Source organism: Streptomyces sp. NPDC056503, assembly GCF_042794995.1.
Taxonomy (GTDB): Bacteria; Actinomycetota; Actinomycetes; order Streptomycetales; family Streptomycetaceae; genus Streptomyces.
This window is the reverse complement of sequence record NZ_JBHTST010000096.1, coordinates 1-15,172: the sequence shown is the minus strand read 5'-3', so window position 1 is coordinate 15,172 and position 15,172 is coordinate 1. Positions and strand designations below refer to the sequence as shown.

At 75.6% G+C, this 15,172-nt stretch carries 11 protein-coding genes; 6 read left to right on the top strand and 5 right to left on the bottom strand.

Going from position 1 to position 15,172, the window contains the following annotated elements:
* The first annotated feature begins 228 nt into the window (after positions 1-228).
* The 3 genes from ACFQ8C_RS25405 to ACFQ8C_RS25395 all read left to right on the top strand — a co-directional run bounded on the left by ACFQ8C_RS25405 (position 229) and on the right by ACFQ8C_RS25395 (position 6,621).
* Positions 229-2,295, top strand: coding sequence for a SpoIIE family protein phosphatase (locus ACFQ8C_RS25405; RefSeq protein WP_383461645.1), 2,067 nt, complete (start codon positions 229-231; stop codon positions 2,293-2,295).
* Entirely contained in the window at positions 2,292-5,078 is a 2,787-nt protein-coding gene (locus ACFQ8C_RS25400; RefSeq protein ID WP_383461619.1) for a SpoIIE family protein phosphatase, read from the top strand. The genes ACFQ8C_RS25405 and ACFQ8C_RS25400 overlap by 4 nt, the downstream gene beginning before the upstream one ends.
* A gap of 340 nt (positions 5,079-5,418) precedes the next feature.
* Positions 5,419-6,621, top strand: coding sequence for an amidohydrolase (locus ACFQ8C_RS25395; protein WP_383461617.1), 1,203 nt, complete (start codon positions 5,419-5,421; stop codon positions 6,619-6,621).
* A 49-nt stretch (positions 6,622-6,670) separates the two neighbouring features.
* Here ACFQ8C_RS25395 and ACFQ8C_RS25390 read toward each other — a convergent pair whose 3' ends face one another.
* Positions 6,671-7,822 carry a hypothetical protein gene (locus ACFQ8C_RS25390; protein ID WP_383461616.1) on the bottom strand — a complete coding sequence of 384 codons (1,152 nt, stop codon included), beginning with the start codon at positions 7,820-7,822 and terminating at the stop codon, positions 6,671-6,673.
* 192 nt (positions 7,823-8,014) lie between these two features.
* Here ACFQ8C_RS25390 and ACFQ8C_RS25385 point away from each other — a divergent pair, with 192 nt between their 5' ends.
* Positions 8,015-8,806, top strand: a complete 792-nt coding sequence (locus ACFQ8C_RS25385; RefSeq protein ID WP_383461614.1) for an NAD-dependent epimerase/dehydratase family protein — start codon at positions 8,015-8,017, stop codon at positions 8,804-8,806.
* 289 nt (positions 8,807-9,095) lie between these two features.
* Here ACFQ8C_RS25385 and ACFQ8C_RS25380 read toward each other — a convergent pair whose 3' ends face one another.
* Positions 9,096-10,061, bottom strand: coding sequence for an AraC family transcriptional regulator (locus ACFQ8C_RS25380; protein WP_383461612.1), 966 nt, complete (start codon positions 10,059-10,061; stop codon positions 9,096-9,098).
* A gap of 55 nt (positions 10,062-10,116) precedes the next feature.
* Between ACFQ8C_RS25380 and ACFQ8C_RS25375 the strand changes: the two genes are divergently transcribed.
* Together ACFQ8C_RS25375 and ACFQ8C_RS25370 are read left to right on the top strand one after the other, a co-directional pair.
* The gene (locus ACFQ8C_RS25375; protein ID WP_383461611.1) at positions 10,117-10,356 is read left to right on the top strand and encodes a hypothetical protein; all 240 of its coding nucleotides are present in this window, start codon (positions 10,117-10,119) and stop codon (positions 10,354-10,356) included.
* A 45-nt stretch (positions 10,357-10,401) separates the two neighbouring features.
* Entirely contained in the window at positions 10,402-11,631 is a 1,230-nt protein-coding gene (locus ACFQ8C_RS25370) for a TerD family protein (RefSeq protein WP_383461644.1), read from the top strand.
* Between the two features lie 22 nt (positions 11,632-11,653).
* Here the strand turns inward: ACFQ8C_RS25370 and ACFQ8C_RS25365 are convergent, their stop codons facing one another.
* The 3 genes from ACFQ8C_RS25365 to ACFQ8C_RS25355 form a co-directional block, all read right to left on the bottom strand.
* Entirely contained in the window at positions 11,654-12,610 is a 957-nt protein-coding gene (locus ACFQ8C_RS25365) for a 1-aminocyclopropane-1-carboxylate deaminase (protein WP_383461643.1), read from the bottom strand.
* A gap of 175 nt (positions 12,611-12,785) precedes the next feature.
* Positions 12,786-13,481, bottom strand: a complete 696-nt coding sequence (locus ACFQ8C_RS25360) for a GntR family transcriptional regulator (protein ID WP_383461609.1) — start codon at positions 13,479-13,481, stop codon at positions 12,786-12,788.
* Between the two features lie 125 nt (positions 13,482-13,606).
* Positions 13,607-15,049 (bottom strand): alkaline phosphatase PhoX, encoded by a 1,443-nt coding sequence (locus ACFQ8C_RS25355; RefSeq protein ID WP_383461608.1) that lies wholly within the window; start codon positions 15,047-15,049, stop codon positions 13,607-13,609.
* Positions 15,050-15,172 lie beyond the last annotated feature (123 nt).

Sequence of the window (15,172 nt, the reverse complement as noted above, 5' to 3'; positions counted from 1 at the left end):
GATCCGGGGGGAGACGGCCTCACCCGGGCCGTCTCGTGGTGCGTGGCCGCTGGGGGCCGAGGAGCATGGAAGGGGACGCGGGCTCGGCGGGAGGAGGGCAGGGTGACGGCCGGTTCCTTCCCGGAGACGGGCACGGGGACGGAGGAGGGGCGCGGCGGCGTGCCCGGCGGCGCGCCGCCTCCGCCCGGACCGGCCTCGGGGTCCGGTGCGACGACCGGGTCCGGCGCGATGCCCGGGTCCGGTGCGACGACCGGGTCCGGGGTCGCCTTCGACACCCAGGGGCTGCTCGACGCGATCGGGGTGGCCGCCGTGGTGGTGGACTCGGCCGGGCGGATCGTGCTGTGGAGCCCGCAGGCGGAGACCCTCTTCGGGTACCGGGCCGACGAGGCCCTCGGGCAGTACGTGGCCCGGCTGATCGTCGGCGAGGAGCACCGGACCGAGGCCATGCGGCTCTTCGGCGAGGTGCTGGGGCGCGGCACCACCTGGGCGGGCACCTTTCCCATACGGCACAAGGACGGGTCGACCCGCGAGGTGGAGTTCCGCAACATGCGGCTCACCGACGACCTGGGCGACCTGTACGCGCTCGGCATCGTCGCGGACCGGGCCGCCGTCGCCCGGGTGGAGACCGAGCTGGCCCTCTCCGACCGGCTGGTCGACCAGTCGCCGATCGGGCTCGCGGTCCTCGACACCGACCTGCGGTACGTGCTGGTCAACCCGTCCCTCGAACGGTTCAACGGGCTGCCGGCCGCCCGGCACCTGGGCCGCCGGCCCTCGGAGGTGCTGCCGGGCGTCGACGCGGCACCGCTGGAGGCGGCGGCCCGGCGGGTCCTGGAGACGGGGGCGCCGCTGCTCGACCTCCAGGCGATGAGCGCCACGCCGTCCGACCCGGGCGGCGGCCGGCACGCCTGGTCGGTGTCTTTCTACCGCCTGGAGGCGGCCGGCGGCCGGGTCCTCGGGGTGGCGGCCTGGGTGGTCGACGTCACCGAGCGGCACCGGGCCGACGCGGAGGCCGACCGGTCCCGGCGGCGACTCGCCCTGATCGCGGACGCCTCGGCCCGGGTGGGCACCACCCTGGAGGTGGAGCGGACGGCGGACGAGCTGGCGGAGGTGGTGGTGCCGGCGCTCGCCGACGTGGCCGCCGTCGACGTCCTCGACTCGGTGCTCGCCCTGCGCCGGCCGGACAGCCCCGAGCAGGGCCCGGCGCTCTTCCGGGCGCTCGCGGTGAAGGCCGGGCACGACACGGAGGCGCTGCCGGCCGCCGACCCGCCCGGTTCGGTCGCGCTGTACGGCGCGGACCGGCTGGTGACCCGGTGCGTGCACACCGGACGGCCGGTCCTGGTGGCCGAGGTCGGTCCCGAGGACCTGCCGCGGATCGCGCGCGGCCCGGAGGCGGCCGGGCAGCTGGCGCGGGCCGGGGTGCACTCGTACCTGGCGGTGCCGCTGATCGCGCGCGGCGAGGTGCTCGGGGCGCTCGACCTGAAGCGGGACCGGAACAACCCCCTGCCGTTCGACGCGGACGACGTGCTGCTCGCCGTGGAGCTGGCGGCCCGCGCGGCCGTCAGCATCGACAACGCCCGCTGGTACCAGAGCGTGCGGAACTCGGCCGTCACCCTCCAGCGCAGTCTGCTGCCGGGCGCTCCGCCCGCCCGCCCCGGCCTGGAGGCCGCGGCCCGCTACCAGCCGGCCCAGGCGTCGAGCGAGGTCGGCGGGGACTGGTACGACGTGATCGCGCTGCCCGACGAGAAGACGGCCCTGGTGGTCGGGGACGTGATGGGCAGCGGCATCGAGGCGGCGGCGACCATGGGCCGGCTGCGGACCGCCATCCGCGCCTTCGCGGACCTGGACCTCTCCCCCCGGCAGGTGCTGCGCCATCTGGACCGGATCGCGGTCGGCCTCGAACAGTCCATCGCCACCTGCTTCTTCGCCGTGCACGATCCGCTGCGGCGACACTGCCGGATCTCCAACGCGGGCCATCTGCCGCCGGTGCGGCTCCCGGCCGACGGCCCGGCCGAGCTGGTCGACGTCTCCACCGGGGTGCCGCTGGGCGTCGGCGGGGGCACCTTCCGCACCGAGCGGGTGCCGTTCCGCCCCGGCGACCGGCTGGTGCTGTACACGGACGGGCTGATCGAGACCCGGGACGCCCCCATCGACGAACGGCTCGCGCTGCTCGTCTCGCTCGTCGACGCGACCCGGGAGCTGTCCCTGGAGGAGAGCTGCGACCGGCTGCTGCGGGAGCTGCGCCGCCCCGGCGCCCAGGACGACGTGGCGCTGCTCATCGCCCGGAGCACGGAATGAGGGCCCGCCGGGACGGCGCGCGCCCGGGGCACGGCTCCGGGCTGCGGAGCCTGGCCGGGCAGGTCCTCGCCCTGGAGGCGCTGATCGCGCTCCTGGTGATCGTGGCGGCGGTGCTCGTCACCTTCCAGCAGGCCCGGCAGGACGTGCTGCGGGACGCCCGGATGCGGTCGCTGGCGGTGGCGGAGGCCTTCGCGAAGGCGCCCGGCGTGGACACGGCGCTGACCTCGCCGGACCCGACGGCGGCGCTCCAGAAACGGGCGGAGCAGACCCGGGTGGCGACCGGGGTGGACTTCGTCGCGGTCCTCGGCAGGGACGGGATCCGGTACACGGACGCCGAGTCCGAGCTGATCGGCGAGAAGGCGACCGGCGACCTCTCCCGGGCGGTGGTGGACGGCGAGTCGTACACCGAGACCTTCCGGGGCGCCCCGAACGACGCGGTGCGGGCCGTGGTGCCGGTGGTGGCCGACGACGGCCGGATCGTCGGCATGGTGACGAGCGGCATCGAGGTGCAGTCGATCAGCGAGGTGGTGCAGGGCCGGCTGGTGGTGCTGCTGGCCGCCGGCGGGGGCGCGCTGCTCCTCGCGGTGGGCGGCGCGGCGCTGGTGTCGCAGCGGCTGCGGCGCCAGACGCACGGCCTGGGCCCGGCCGAGATGACCCGGATGAAGGAGCACCACGAGGCGGTGCTGCACGCGGTCCGCGAGGGCGTGCTGATCGTCGGCGCGGACAAACGGCTGCTGCTCGCCAACGACGAGGCGCGGCGGCTGCTCGGCCTGTCGGCGGACGCCGAGCGGCGGCCGGTCTCCGAGCTCGGGCTCGATCCCCGTACGGTCGAGCTCCTGGAGTCCGGGCGGACCGCCACGGACGAGGTGCACCGGGCGGGCGACCGGCTGCTCGCGGTGAGCGTGCGGCCCACCGGCCCGGACGGCTCCGGCTCGGGCAGCGTGATGACGATGCGGGACACCACCGAGCTGGCCGCGCTCTCCGGCCGGGCGGCGGTGGCCAGGGGCCGGCTCCAGCTGCTCTACGAGGCGGGCGTGCGGATCGGGACGACCCTGGAGGTGGTCCGGACGACGGAGGAGCTGGCGGAGGTGGCGGTGCCGCGGTTCGCGGACTTCGCCACCGTGGAGCTGCTCGAACCGGTGCTGCGGGGCGAGGAGCCGCCGCAGGACGCGACGCTGGCGGAGATGCGCCGGACCGCGCTGAGCGGGGTGCGGGAGGAGCAGCCGCTCCAGCCGGTCGGCGAGGTGATCCGCTTCCACGTGCCGAGCACGCCGATGGCGACGGCGCTGTCCGAGGGGCACGCGGTGGTGCAGGCGGAGCTGGCGGCGGCGGACGGCTGGCGGGCGCAGGACCCGGAGGGGGCGGCCGGGGCGCTGGCCTACGGCATGCACTCGCTGCTCACGGTGCCGCTGCTGGCCCGGGACGTGGTGCTGGGGATGGCGAACTTCTGGCGGGCGGACACGGCGGAGCCGTTCGGGGAGGAGGACCTGGAGTTCGCGGAGGAGCTGGCGGCGCGGGCGGCGGTGGCGATCGACAACGCCCGGCGGTTCACCCGGGAGCACGCGATGGCGGTGACGCTCCAGCGGAGCCTGCTGCCGCGGGTGCTGCCCGCGCAGAACGCGGTGGAGGTGGCGTACCGCTACCTGCCGGCGAAGGCGGGGGTGGGCGGCGACTGGTTCGACGTGATCCCGCTGCCGGGGGCGCGGGTGGCGCTGGTGGTGGGCGACGTGGTGGGGCACGGGCTGCACGCGGCGGCGACGATGGGGCGGCTGCGGACGGCGGTGCACAACTTCTCGACGCTGGACGTGCCGCCGGACGAGATCCTGGGCCATCTGGACGAGCTGGCCGGACGGATCGACGAGGAGGCGGAGCCGGCCGTGGCGGGCGACGGCGGGCGGGGGCGACGGCAGGAGACCATCACCGGCGCGACCTGTCTGTACGCGATCTACGACCCGGCGTCCGGGGTGTGCACGGTGGCGAGTGCCGGGCACCCGGGGCCCGCGGTGGTGGGCGCGGACGGGCGGGTGGAGTTCCCGTCGCTGCCGCCGGGGCTGCCGCTGGGGCTGGGGCTCGGGGACGTGCCGTTCGAGTCGACGGAGCTGCGGCTGGCGGAGGACAGCAGGCTGGTGCTGTTCACCGACGGGCTCCTGGAGGACCAGGGGCGTGACGTGGGGACGGGGCTGCGGCTGCTGCGCCGGACGCTGGAACGGCCGGCGCGGAGCCCCGAGCAGACCTGCGCGGACGTGCTGGCGAGCCTGCTGTCGCCGGCGCCCCGGGACGACATCGCGCTGCTCGTGGCGCGGACCCGGCGGCTTCCCGCGGACCGGATCGCGGAGTGGGAGGTGGCGCGGGACCCGGCGGCGGTGTCGCCGGTGCGGAACGCCGCGGCGGCCAAGCTCGCCGAGTGGGGTCTTGAGGAGGCCGTCTTCGCGGTGGAGCTGATCCTGAGCGAGCTGGTCACCAACGCGGTGCGGTACGGGGCGGACCCGGTGCGGGTGCGGCTGCTCCACGACCGGACGCTGGTGTGCGAGGTGTCGGACGGCAGCAGCACCTCGCCGCACCTGCGGCACGCGGCGGAGACGGACGAGGGCGGGCGCGGGCTGTACCTGGTGGCGCGGTTCGCGGAGCGGTGGGGCACCCGGTACGGGCGACGGGGGAAGACCATCTGGGCGGAGCTGCGGGTGGGGCCGAACGGCGGGGAGGGCGGCCCGGAGGTCGCCGGTCCCGGGCCCGCGCCGACGGCGCCGCTCGACCTGGACGCGCTGGAGAAGCTGGCCTGGTGAGGGAGGGGCCCGCCTTGGCCCGCCCGCTCGGGACCATCCGCCCGGGCCCCGCCCGCTCGGGACCACTCGCCCTGGGCCGCCCTCTCGGGACCACTCACCCTGGGCCGTCCACTCGGGACCATCCGCTCTGGACCATCCGCCCTGGGCCGTCCACTCGGGACCATCCGCTCTGGACCATCCGCCCTGGGCCGTCCACTCGGGACCATCCGTCCAGGACGCCCGCCCGTGACCCGGCACCCCGCCCCTGCCCCCGCCCTGCGCGGCCGCCCGGCCGACCGCCCACCCAAGGCCGGCCACATGGTATACCAAAAGGGTTCCGTCAGAGTCGAAGGAGACCTCCGTGAGCCCCACGCCCCGCACCGCGACCCTCTTCCACGACGTACGGCCCTTCGGCGGTCCCGCCGGCGACCTGATCGCCGTCGACGGGACGCTCGTCGCGGAGCTCCCCGAGGGCGTGGCCGTCGAGCGGGTCGACGGGGGCGGGCGGCTCGCCCTGCCCACACTGGTCGACGCGCACATCCACCCGGACAAGACCTCCTGGGGCGAGCCCTGGCACCGCCGCCGCCCGGCCCGGGGCATCGCCGACCACGTGGCCGAGGACGTGGAACTGGCCCGCTCGCTGCCCACCCCGGTGGGCGAGCGGGCGCTGCGCCTGATGTCCCACGCGGCGGCCCTGGGCACCCGGGCCATGCGGGCCCACGCGGACGTGGCGCCCGCCTACGGGCTGGCCGGGATCGAGGGCGTCGCGGAGGCCGCCGCGAAGCTGGCCGGGATCGTCGACGTCGAGCTGGTCGCCTTCCCGCAGCACGGCGTGGTCCGGACCCCGGGCGTGGCGGAGCTGCTCGCCGAGGCGGCGGCGAGCGGTCTGGTCAGCCATATGGGCGGGATCGATCCGACCGGCTTCGACGCCACCGGCGGCGGGGACGGCGATCAGCTCGGACTGGTCTTCGGTCTCGCCGAGAAGCACGGCCTGGGGCTCGACGTCCATCTGCACGACCGGGGCGAGCCGGGCCTCGCGGTGATCCGGGACATCGCCGCCCGCACCCGCGCCGCCGGGCTGCGCGGGAAGGTCGCGGTGGCGCACGCCTTCGCGGTGGCGGGCCTCGCCGACCGGGAGCTGGACGAACTGGCCGACCTCCTGGCGGAGTCCGGGGTCGCGCTGACCACGGTCGCCCTGGGCGAGACGACGGTCCTGCCGTTCCGCCGGCTCGCCGAGCGCGGGGTGACGGTCGGCCTCGGCTCCGACGGCGTCCGCGACAGCTGGAGCCCGTACGGCGACGCCGACATGCTGCACCGCGCCTGGCTGGCCGGCTGGGCCCTGGACGCCCGGCTCGACGAGGAGCTGGAGGCCTGCTTCGCGATCGCCGCCGACGGCGGGGCCGCGCTCATGGGCCTGCCGGCCGCCGATCTGCGGCCGGGCTCCCCGGCCGACTTCATGCTGGTCGAGGGCGAGTGCCTGCCGCAGGTCGTGGTGGACCTGCCGCGCCGGGACCTGGTGGTCCGGGCGGGCCGGGTGGTGGCCAGGGACGGCCGCCTGGTCTGAGCCGGGGCACGCCGTCGACCGGGGCCCGAGGCGCTCCGGCCGCGCCGCCCTAGCCGAGCCGCGCCAGGGCGGCGCGGACCGCCGCCAGGTCGGCGTCGGAGGCCAGGCCCGCGTGGTAGAGCCGGAGTTCGGTGGCGCCGTCGGCGAGGGCGCGCCGGGCGTCCTCGGCGAGCCGGCCGGGGGCGCCGCCCATGCCGGCGACGACGGAGAGGTTCGCGGCGACGGTGCCGCCGGGCGGCCGGTGGGCGGCGAAGGCTGCGAGCCGGCCGGGGCGGGCCACCACGCCGTCGGCGAGGCCGAGGACGTGCGCCGGTTCGGTGCCGGCGTCCGCGCCGCAGCCGTACGGGTCGGGGTCGGCGTGCAGCAGGATCCGGAAGCCGGGCGGGGCGGCGGCCCGCACGGCGGCGACCGCGGCCTCCTGGAAGGAGCGGGCGGTCCCGGCCCGCCAGGCGAGGGCGGGCGCGGCGAGGTCGCCGAGCTCGCCGGCGGGTCCGGTGCCCGCCCAGACGGGCGTGAGGGCGGTGCGGACGGCGGCGGCCAGCGCGTCCGGGTCGGCGCCCCCGGCCGCGTAACCCCGCCGGCAGTGCGGGCAGAAGCAGAGCGACAGCAGCAGCCGGGCGCGGTCGTCGAGCGGGACGCCGCCGGTCTTGTCGTGGGCGTGCAGGTGGGCGTAGCCGTACCAGCCGCAGGACTCCAGCTCGGTGCCGGTCGCGCCGGGGCGGACGGCGGCCTCGGCGGCGAGGTCGACGAGCAGGGAGCGGACCTCGGGGTGCGCGATGCAGGGGGCCCACGGGTAGCGGTCGCCGTGGGCGTTGACGACGGAGGTGTCCGGGTGTTCGGCGCCGAGCCGGGAGTTGTGGGCGAGGACGACCCAGCTGTGCACGTCGAGGCCGGTGCCTTCGAGCGCCTCGGCGGCCCGCGCCCAGGCGTCGCCCGGAGCCCAGTCGCCCGCGGGGTACGGGGCGAGCCGGCGGCCGGCCCAGCGCTCCGGGTCCGGCGGGTAGAGCACGGCGGCGTGCTCGGCGGTGACGACCCGTCGGCTCGGGTGGCGGGGGCTGAGCGCCCTGGTGGAGTGGTAGGCGGCGGCGAGCGTGACCTGCCGGACGCCCAGTCCGGCGAGGAGCGCGGGGGCGGCGGGGTCGCCGTCGACGTCCCAGGGATAGAGGAAGACTCCCGTACGGGGGCGGGCGGGGGTGGTCACGGGCGCTCCGAACGTACGCGTCACAGGGGCTCACGAACGTTCACATCCATGAACGTCGCATGAACGCTAGCCCCGCCCAAGGCCCCGGTCAAGGAGAAGAAGCCCGGTGAGACGGCGGCTTGACGACCCCTCGACCCCTCCCTAGCGTGTCCACGTCCATGAATGACGTCCTCCAGTCGAGGAGTGGCCCCGATGCCCGCACCCCGCACCCTCCTGCTCACCGGTGCCGCCGGCGGCGTCGGCACCCTCATGCGGGAGCTGCTCCCGGCGTACGGCTACGAGCTCCGCCTCCTCGACGTCGCGCCCGTGCCCGACGCGCCGGACGCGATCGTCGCCGACCTCGCCGACCGGGAGGCGGTGCGGGAGGCGGTGCGGGGGGTCGACGCGATCGTGCACCTCGCGGGCATCTCCGTGGAGGCCGACTTCGACGCGATCGTCGCGGCGAACGTCACCGGCCTGCACCGCCTCTACGAGGCGGCCCGCGAGGAGGGCGTCCGCCGCGTCGTCTTCGCCTCCAGCAACCACGCCGTCGGCTTCACCCCCCGCCCGCGCGACGGCGAGCCCCTGGTGCCGGTCACCGCCCCGCACCGGCCCGACACCTACTACGGCCTCTCCAAGTGCTTCGGCGAGGACCTGGCGCAGCTCTACTGGGACCGGCACCGCGTCGAGACGGTCTCGGTACGCATCGGCTCCTGCTTCCCCGAGCCCACGTCGGTCCGGATGCTCTCCCTCTGGCTGAGCCCCGCGGACTGCGCCCGCCTGCTGCACGCGGCGCTCACGGCGGAGTCCGTCGGGCACACCGTGGTGTACGGCTCCTCGGCCAACACCCGCGAGTGGTGGGACCTGGAGCCCGCCCGGGCCCTCGGCTACGTCCCCCGGGACGACTCGGAACGCTACGCCCCCGGGCTCCTCTCCGCCCAGGGCCTCCCCGCCCCCGGCACCCCCGAGGACCTCCACATAGGCGGCGCCTTCACCGCCCCCTGACCCGCCCGGGCGGGTGCCCGCAGGGGTCGACCGTACGAAGGTGCCGAAGCGGGTGTCCAGGGGCGGGGGCCGGTCCGGCGCGCGCGGGTCCGGGTGCGGCAGCCGTCCGCGGGCCCGGCCGGTGATACGGGGGATCCGGCCGGGCCCGGTTCGACGGCGCGCGCTGGCAGCGCCGGACGCCCCCACCGTAGGCCGCCACCAAGATCGCCGCGAGCCGCGTAACGCGGCCTCTGTCCGGAATGCGCGGTCGCCGGGAGCACGACGGGCACACGGGGGCGCACCGACCGCCTCAGGGCGCCGTCCGCAGCGTCCGGGACGGGGACTCGCCGAACTTCTCCCGGTAGTGCGCGGCGAAACGTCCCTGGTGGGCGAAGCCCCAGCGCCAGGCGACCTCGCTGACGCTCACCTCGTCCGGCTCGGCCGCCCGCAGCTCCGCCTGGACCCGTTCGAGCCGGACCTCCCGGACGTACGCCATCGGGGACATCCCGACGTACTCCCGGAAGGACTCCTGGAGCCTGCGGACGCTCACGCGCGCGTGCGTGGCGAGTTCGGCGGTGGTGAAGGGGTGCTCGGGCCGCTCCCGCACCGCGTCCATGGCCCGCTTGACCGGCGCGGGGCGGCGCGGCCCGCCGGGGTGGGCGAGCTCGTCGCGCCAGGGGTGGTCGGCGGCGAGGAGCAGGCCGTTGAGCAGCGCCTCCTGCAGGGGGCGGGCGACGAGTTCGTGGTGGGCGAGGCCCTCCCCGGCGAGCGCCTCGGCGGCGACCCGGCGGGCGAAGCGCACCCAGCCGAGACCGGGGCCGCGCGAGATGTCGAGTCCGGGCCGGAAGGCGAGGCCGCCCTGGGGCGGGCGGCCGAGCAGGCTCTCCAGGCGGTCGCGCAGCTCGGCGGCGCCGACCTTGACGGAGAGGATCCGCCCGTCGCCGCTCCAGCGGTCGAGGATGGTGTCGCCGGCGGGGTCGAGGAGCAGCGCCTCGCGGGCGGAGGCGTGGACGGCGGGGCCCCTGCCCTGGCGCATCTCCATGGTGCCGCTGAGCGGGGCGTTGACGTGGTACGCGCCGAGTTCGCCGAAGCTCATCCGCACGTCGGCCCCGCAGCTCAGGTCGCCGATGACCAGCGGGCCGAACTCGACGATGTCGAAGCGGGCCGCGAAGGACCGGTGCGGGTCCACGACGTCCATCCGGCTCGCGTAGTAGCGCGCGTCGAGTTCCTGACGTGCCTCGTCGACGTCCCCGGTCGTAAAAGAGCTCCCACCCACGATGCGAAAGATAATTCATATGACGGACCTGCCCGGGACGGGCAGGATGCCCGGCATGCCACGACCACAGGGTTTTTCGTACGAGGCGCGCAAGGACGGCTCCGTCGTCCTCACCCACCAGGGGCGGGCCGCCGGGGTGCTGCGCGGCGCCCGGGCGGCGAGGTTCCTGGCCGAGGCGGAGTCCGGCGACCTTCAGCTGCTGATGGCCCGCTGGACCGGGGCGTACCGTTTCGGCAACGAGCGGCAGGCGCGGAACCACCCCCGTAACCAGGGTGGCCGAACCCGCCGTGGGTAAGGGAACGGCAAAGGGACCCGGATCGTTGAGCCTGGCATGACCGCAATGACCCCCGGCTCGAACCTCCCGCTCACCGGCCCCCGCGTGGCGGTGGACGTCGCCGCTCCCGTGCGGCTCGACGTCTCGGGCCTGCTGCTCGGCGCCAACGGCAAGGTGCGCTCGGACGACGACTTCATCTTCTACAACCAGCCCGCGGGCCCCGGTGTCACCTACCGCTCCGGCGGCGGCACGGCGCCGGACGCGATCCTGGTGGACACCGGCGGCCTGCCCGCCGGCATCGAGAGGATCGTGGTCACGGCCAGCCCGGACGCCGCAGGACAGACCTTCCAGGGCATCGAGCCCACCGCGACCGTCCGCGACGCCGACAGCGGCGCGGTCATCGCCACCTTCACCCCGCCCCAGCTGGCCACCGAGACGGCCCTGGTGGTCGTCGAGATCTACCTGCGCAACGGCGCGTGGAAGGTCCGCGCCGTCGGCCAGGGGTACGCGAACGGCCTGGCCGGCATCGCGACCGACTTCGGCGTGAGCGTGGACGAGGAGCCCGCCGCCGCCCCGGCCGCCGCCCCCGTGGCCCCGGCGCCCGTGGCCCCGCCCGCGCAGACCCTGCCCTCCTTCACTCCCCCGCCGATGCCGCCGGCCCCGCCGGTGGACCCGCGGCTCGCCGCCGCCGCCCCGGCCGCCGCCCCGGCCCCCTCGGGCAAGATCAACCTCGACAAGGGCCGGGTCAACCTCCAGAAGAACCAGACGGTGTCGCTGGTCAAGGGCGGCCGTCCGCTGCTCTCCCAGGTGAAGATGGGCCTCGGCTGGGAGCCCGCGTACCGGGGCAAGGACATCGACCTGGACGCCTCGGTCATCGCGTACGGCCCCCAGCGCAACCACCTGGACAGCTGCTACTTCGGCAAGCTGACCATCCTCGGCGGGTCGGTCCGCCACTCCGGGGACAACCTGACGGGCGAGGGCGCGGGCGACGACGAGGTCATCACCGTCGACCTGGGTCGGCTGCCGGCCGACGCCACCGGGCTCGTGTTCACGGTGAACTCCTTCTCCGGACAGAAGTTCACCGAGGTCGCCAAGGCGTACTGCCGGCTGATGGACGCGGCGACCGGCGAGGAGCTGGTGCGCTTCGACCTGACCTCCGCCGAGCCGCAGACCGGCGTGATGATGGCCAAGCTCATCAAGCAGTTCTCCGGCGAGTGGGAGATGACGGCGATGGGCGAGTTCGTGAAGTCCCGGACGGTCCGGGGCATGGTGAAGCCGGCCGCCCAGTCGCTCTGAGCGGCCGGTCCGCGCGCGGCCGTCAGAACAGCGCGCTGTAGGCGTTGAGGGCGGGCTGGCCGCCGAGGTGGGCGTAGAGCACGGTCGCGTCGCGCGCGATCTCGCCCCGGTCCACCAGGTCGATCAGCCCGGCCATCGACTTCCCCTCGTAGACGGGGTCGGTGATCATGCCCTCGGTGCGGGCGGCGAGCCGCATCGCGTCGAGGGTGGCCTCGTCCGGGACGCCGTAGACGCCGGCGTGGTAGCGGTCGTCCAGCTCGACCTCGGCGTCGGCGACCTCGCGCTCGACGCCGATGAGGGCGGCGGTGGAGCGGGCGATCCGGGTGATCTGCTCCTGGGTCTCGGCGGGCTTCGCGGAGGCGTCGATCCCGATGATCCGGCGCGGCCGGGCGCCCTCCTCGGAGAGCGCGGCGAAGCCGGCGACCATCCCGGCCTGGGTCGAACCGGTCACCGAGCAGACGACGACGGTGTCGAAGAAGACGCCGAGCTCCCGCTCCTGCTCGGCCACCTCGTAGGCCCAGTGGGCGAAGCCGAGGCCGCCGAGCGGGTGGTCGGAGGCGCCGGCCGGGATCGCGTACGGCTTCCCGCCGCCCTCCTCGACCTCGCGCAGCGCCTGCTCCCAGCTCTCCTTGAAGCCGATCCCGAAGCCGGCCCGCACCAGCCGCACGTCGGCGCCGGCGAGCCGGCTGATCAGGATGTTGCCGACCTTGTCGTAGACGGCGTCGGGCCACTCGACCCAGCTCTCCTGCACCAGCACGCACCGGAGTCCGGCGCGGGCGGCGACGGCGGCGACCTGGCGGGTGTGGTTGGACTGCACGCCGCCGATGGAGACGAGGGTGTCGCAGCCCTGCGCGAGGGCGTCGGCGACCAGGTACTCCAGCTTGCGGGTCTTGTTCCCGCCGTACGCGACACCGGAGTTGCAGTCCTCGCGCTTCGCCCAGAGGGAGGCCCCGCCGAGGTGGTGGGCGAGCCGTTCCATCGGATGGACCGGGGAGGGCCCGAAGAGGAGCGGATAGCGGTCGAAGTCGGTGATCGGCACGGGCGGCTCTCCTGGGGTGACGGACGGGACGGCAAGGCTTGCGGCTCCGGGGCCGGCGGTGCGGCGGGAGCGCGGGTCACGGCTCCGCGGGCCGGCGGTGCGGCAGGAGCGCGGGTCACGGCTCCGCGGGCGCGGGGATGCCGGTGACCTCGGCGACCTCGGTGGCGTCGTCGGCGAGCTGTTCGAGCGCGGCCCAGATCTCGCTGGTGATCCGGACGGCCTCCTCCGCGTCCCCGGCGGCGCAGGCGTCGATGAGGCGGGCGTGGAGCTCGGCGGAGCCGCAGCTGCCGGAGTCCCCGAAGAGCCGGCGTTCGACCCGGCGGATCAGCGGGGTGTAGCGGTCGATGGTGGCGGCGGCCGCGTGGTTGCCGCTGGCGCCGACGAGGACCTGGTGCAGTTCGTCGTCGGCGGCGAGGGCGGCCTCGACGTCGGAGGCGCGGACGGCTGCGGCGAACCGCTCGTTGGCCTCGCGCATGGCGCGGATGGCCTCGGGGCCGAGCAGCGGCACGGCGGTGCGGGCGGCGAGTTCGTGCATGACCCGCACCACGGAGGCGGCGTCCCGGACGATCCGGGTGACCGGCCGGGTGACCCGGGTGTAGCTCTGCGGCTTGGTCTCGACGAGGCCCTCGACGGTGAGCCGGGCCAGGGCGTCGCGGACGGGCGCGCGGGAGAGGCCGAGGCGGTCGGCGAGGTCGGCGTCCTTGAGAAGGGCGCCGGGCGCGAGGTCACCGCGCACGATCGCCTCGCGCAGCGACTCGTAGGCCCGGTCGCGCAAGAGGGTCCGGCCCACGGGCCGCAGAGCGTCGTCCATGGACTGACAGGTTAGATGTCAGTCCATGGAGCCGACAGGGGATCAGGGAACCTGGCGGGAACCCGTCGTGAACCCGACGCGAATCCTCACGGCTTCCACGCGGGAGCGGGAGGCCCGCGCGGGCGTCAGCGGCGGGGCTGGCGACGCCAGGGACCGGTGATCGCGACCATGATGCCCGGGGTCTGGATGGAGGCGTACAGGGTGTCCCCGTCGGGCGAGAAGACGACCCCGGTGAACTCGCTGTCGTTGAGGTCGTTGCGGGCGATCGGGTAGGTGCGGCCCGAGTCGGTCGCGCCGAAGAGGTGCGACACGCCCTCGCCGTCCTCCGCGATGACGAGCCCGCCGTACGGCGAGACCGTGATGTTGTCCGGACCGTCGTAGGCGCCGTCCTCCTCGGGCGCCGGGTTCAGGCCGAGCAGCACCTTGAGGGTGAGCGTGCGGCGCTTGGGGTCGTAGAACCAGACCTGGCCGTCGTGGGCCGCGCCGGGGCTCTCCTCACGGGCGTACGAGGAGACGACGTAGGCGCCGCCGTCCGCCCACCACATGCCCTCCAGCTTCCGGGCCCGGGTGACCCGGCCGTCGGCGAACTGCCGGCGGACCGGAGTGGTGCGGGCGTCGCGGTCGGGGACGTCCACCCAGTCGACGCCGTAGACGGTGCCGATGCGGGTGGCGCGGGAGAGGTCGTCGACGAACCGGCCGGCGGAGTCGACGCACCGGAAGGCCTGGAGGACGCCGGCGTCGTCGGCGAGGGTGCGCAGCCGGCCCCGGCCGTGCTCGAAGCCCTGCGGCGGGACCCAGCGGAAGAGGAGGCCGTTGGGGCCGGAGGCGTCCTCGGTGAGGTAGGCGGGGCCGCGCTTGGGGTCGATGACGACGGCCTCGTGGTCGTACCGGCCGAAGAACTTCAGGGGCTGGGGGTCGAGGTTGGCCCGGCGGTCGCGCGGGTCGACCTCGAAGACGTACCCGTGGTCCTTGGTCATGCCGTTCTTGCCGGCGAGGTCGGAGTTCTCCTCGCAGGTCAGCCAGGTGCCCCAGGCGGTGCGGCCGCCGGCGCAGTTGGTGGAGGTGCCGGAGATGCCGACCCACTCGGCGACGGTGCCGTCGCGGTGCACCTCGACGACGGTGCAGCCGCCGGCCGCGGCCGGGTCGTAGACGAGGCCCTCGGTGAGCGGGACCGGGTGCTCCCACTTGGCGCGGTCGCCCTTGAGCTCGTGGTTGTAGACGAGGTACGTGGCGCCGCGCGGGCCGGCGAAGGTGGCGGCGCCGTCGTGGTTGGAGGGGGTGAACTCGCCGGTCTCCAGGCGGGTGACGCCGGTGCGGGTGACGACGCGGTAGGCGAAGCCCTCGGGGAGGGCGAGGATGCCGTCGGGGTCGGCGACGAGCGGACCGTAGCCGAGGCGGTGGTGGCCGTGGCCGTCGTGGCCGTGGCCGTCGTCGTGGCCGTGCCCGCCGTGGTCGCGGTCGTCGCTCGCGAGGGCCTCGGGGGCGGTGGCGAGCACACCGACGGCGCCGGTGAGGGCGAAGCCCGCGACGGCGGACTTCCGGGTGAACTCTCTGCGGTTGAGCGCCATGGCGTCTGGTTTCTCCCCTGCTGATGGCCGGATGTCGCGCACACCATCGCGCGCCCACGGGAACGGTGGCTGAACGGCGGGGGAACGGCCGCGGAGCGCCTCCCCGGGACCCGGGAAAGGCGC

Coding starts and splice junctions, on each gene's coding strand:
- ACFQ8C_RS25400 (WP_383461619.1), top strand. CDS start 2,292: ATGAGGGCCCGCCGGGACGGCGCGCGCCCGGGGCACGGCTCCGGGCTG.
- ACFQ8C_RS25370 (WP_383461644.1), top strand. CDS start 10,402: ATGACCCCCGGCTCGAACCTCCCGCTCACCGGCCCCCGCGTGGCGGTG.
- ACFQ8C_RS25360 (WP_383461609.1), bottom strand. CDS start 13,481: ATGGACGACGCTCTGCGGCCCGTGGGCCGGACCCTCTTGCGCGACCGG.
- ACFQ8C_RS25355 (WP_383461608.1), bottom strand. CDS start 15,049: ATGGCGCTCAACCGCAGAGAGTTCACCCGGAAGTCCGCCGTCGCGGGC.
- ACFQ8C_RS25405 (WP_383461645.1), top strand. CDS start 229: ATGCCCGGGTCCGGTGCGACGACCGGGTCCGGGGTCGCCTTCGACACC.
- ACFQ8C_RS25375 (WP_383461611.1), top strand. CDS start 10,117: ATGCCACGACCACAGGGTTTTTCGTACGAGGCGCGCAAGGACGGCTCC.
- ACFQ8C_RS25365 (WP_383461643.1), bottom strand. CDS start 12,610: ATGGAACGGCTCGCCCACCACCTCGGCGGGGCCTCCCTCTGGGCGAAG.
- ACFQ8C_RS25385 (WP_383461614.1), top strand. CDS start 8,015: ATGCCCGCACCCCGCACCCTCCTGCTCACCGGTGCCGCCGGCGGCGTC.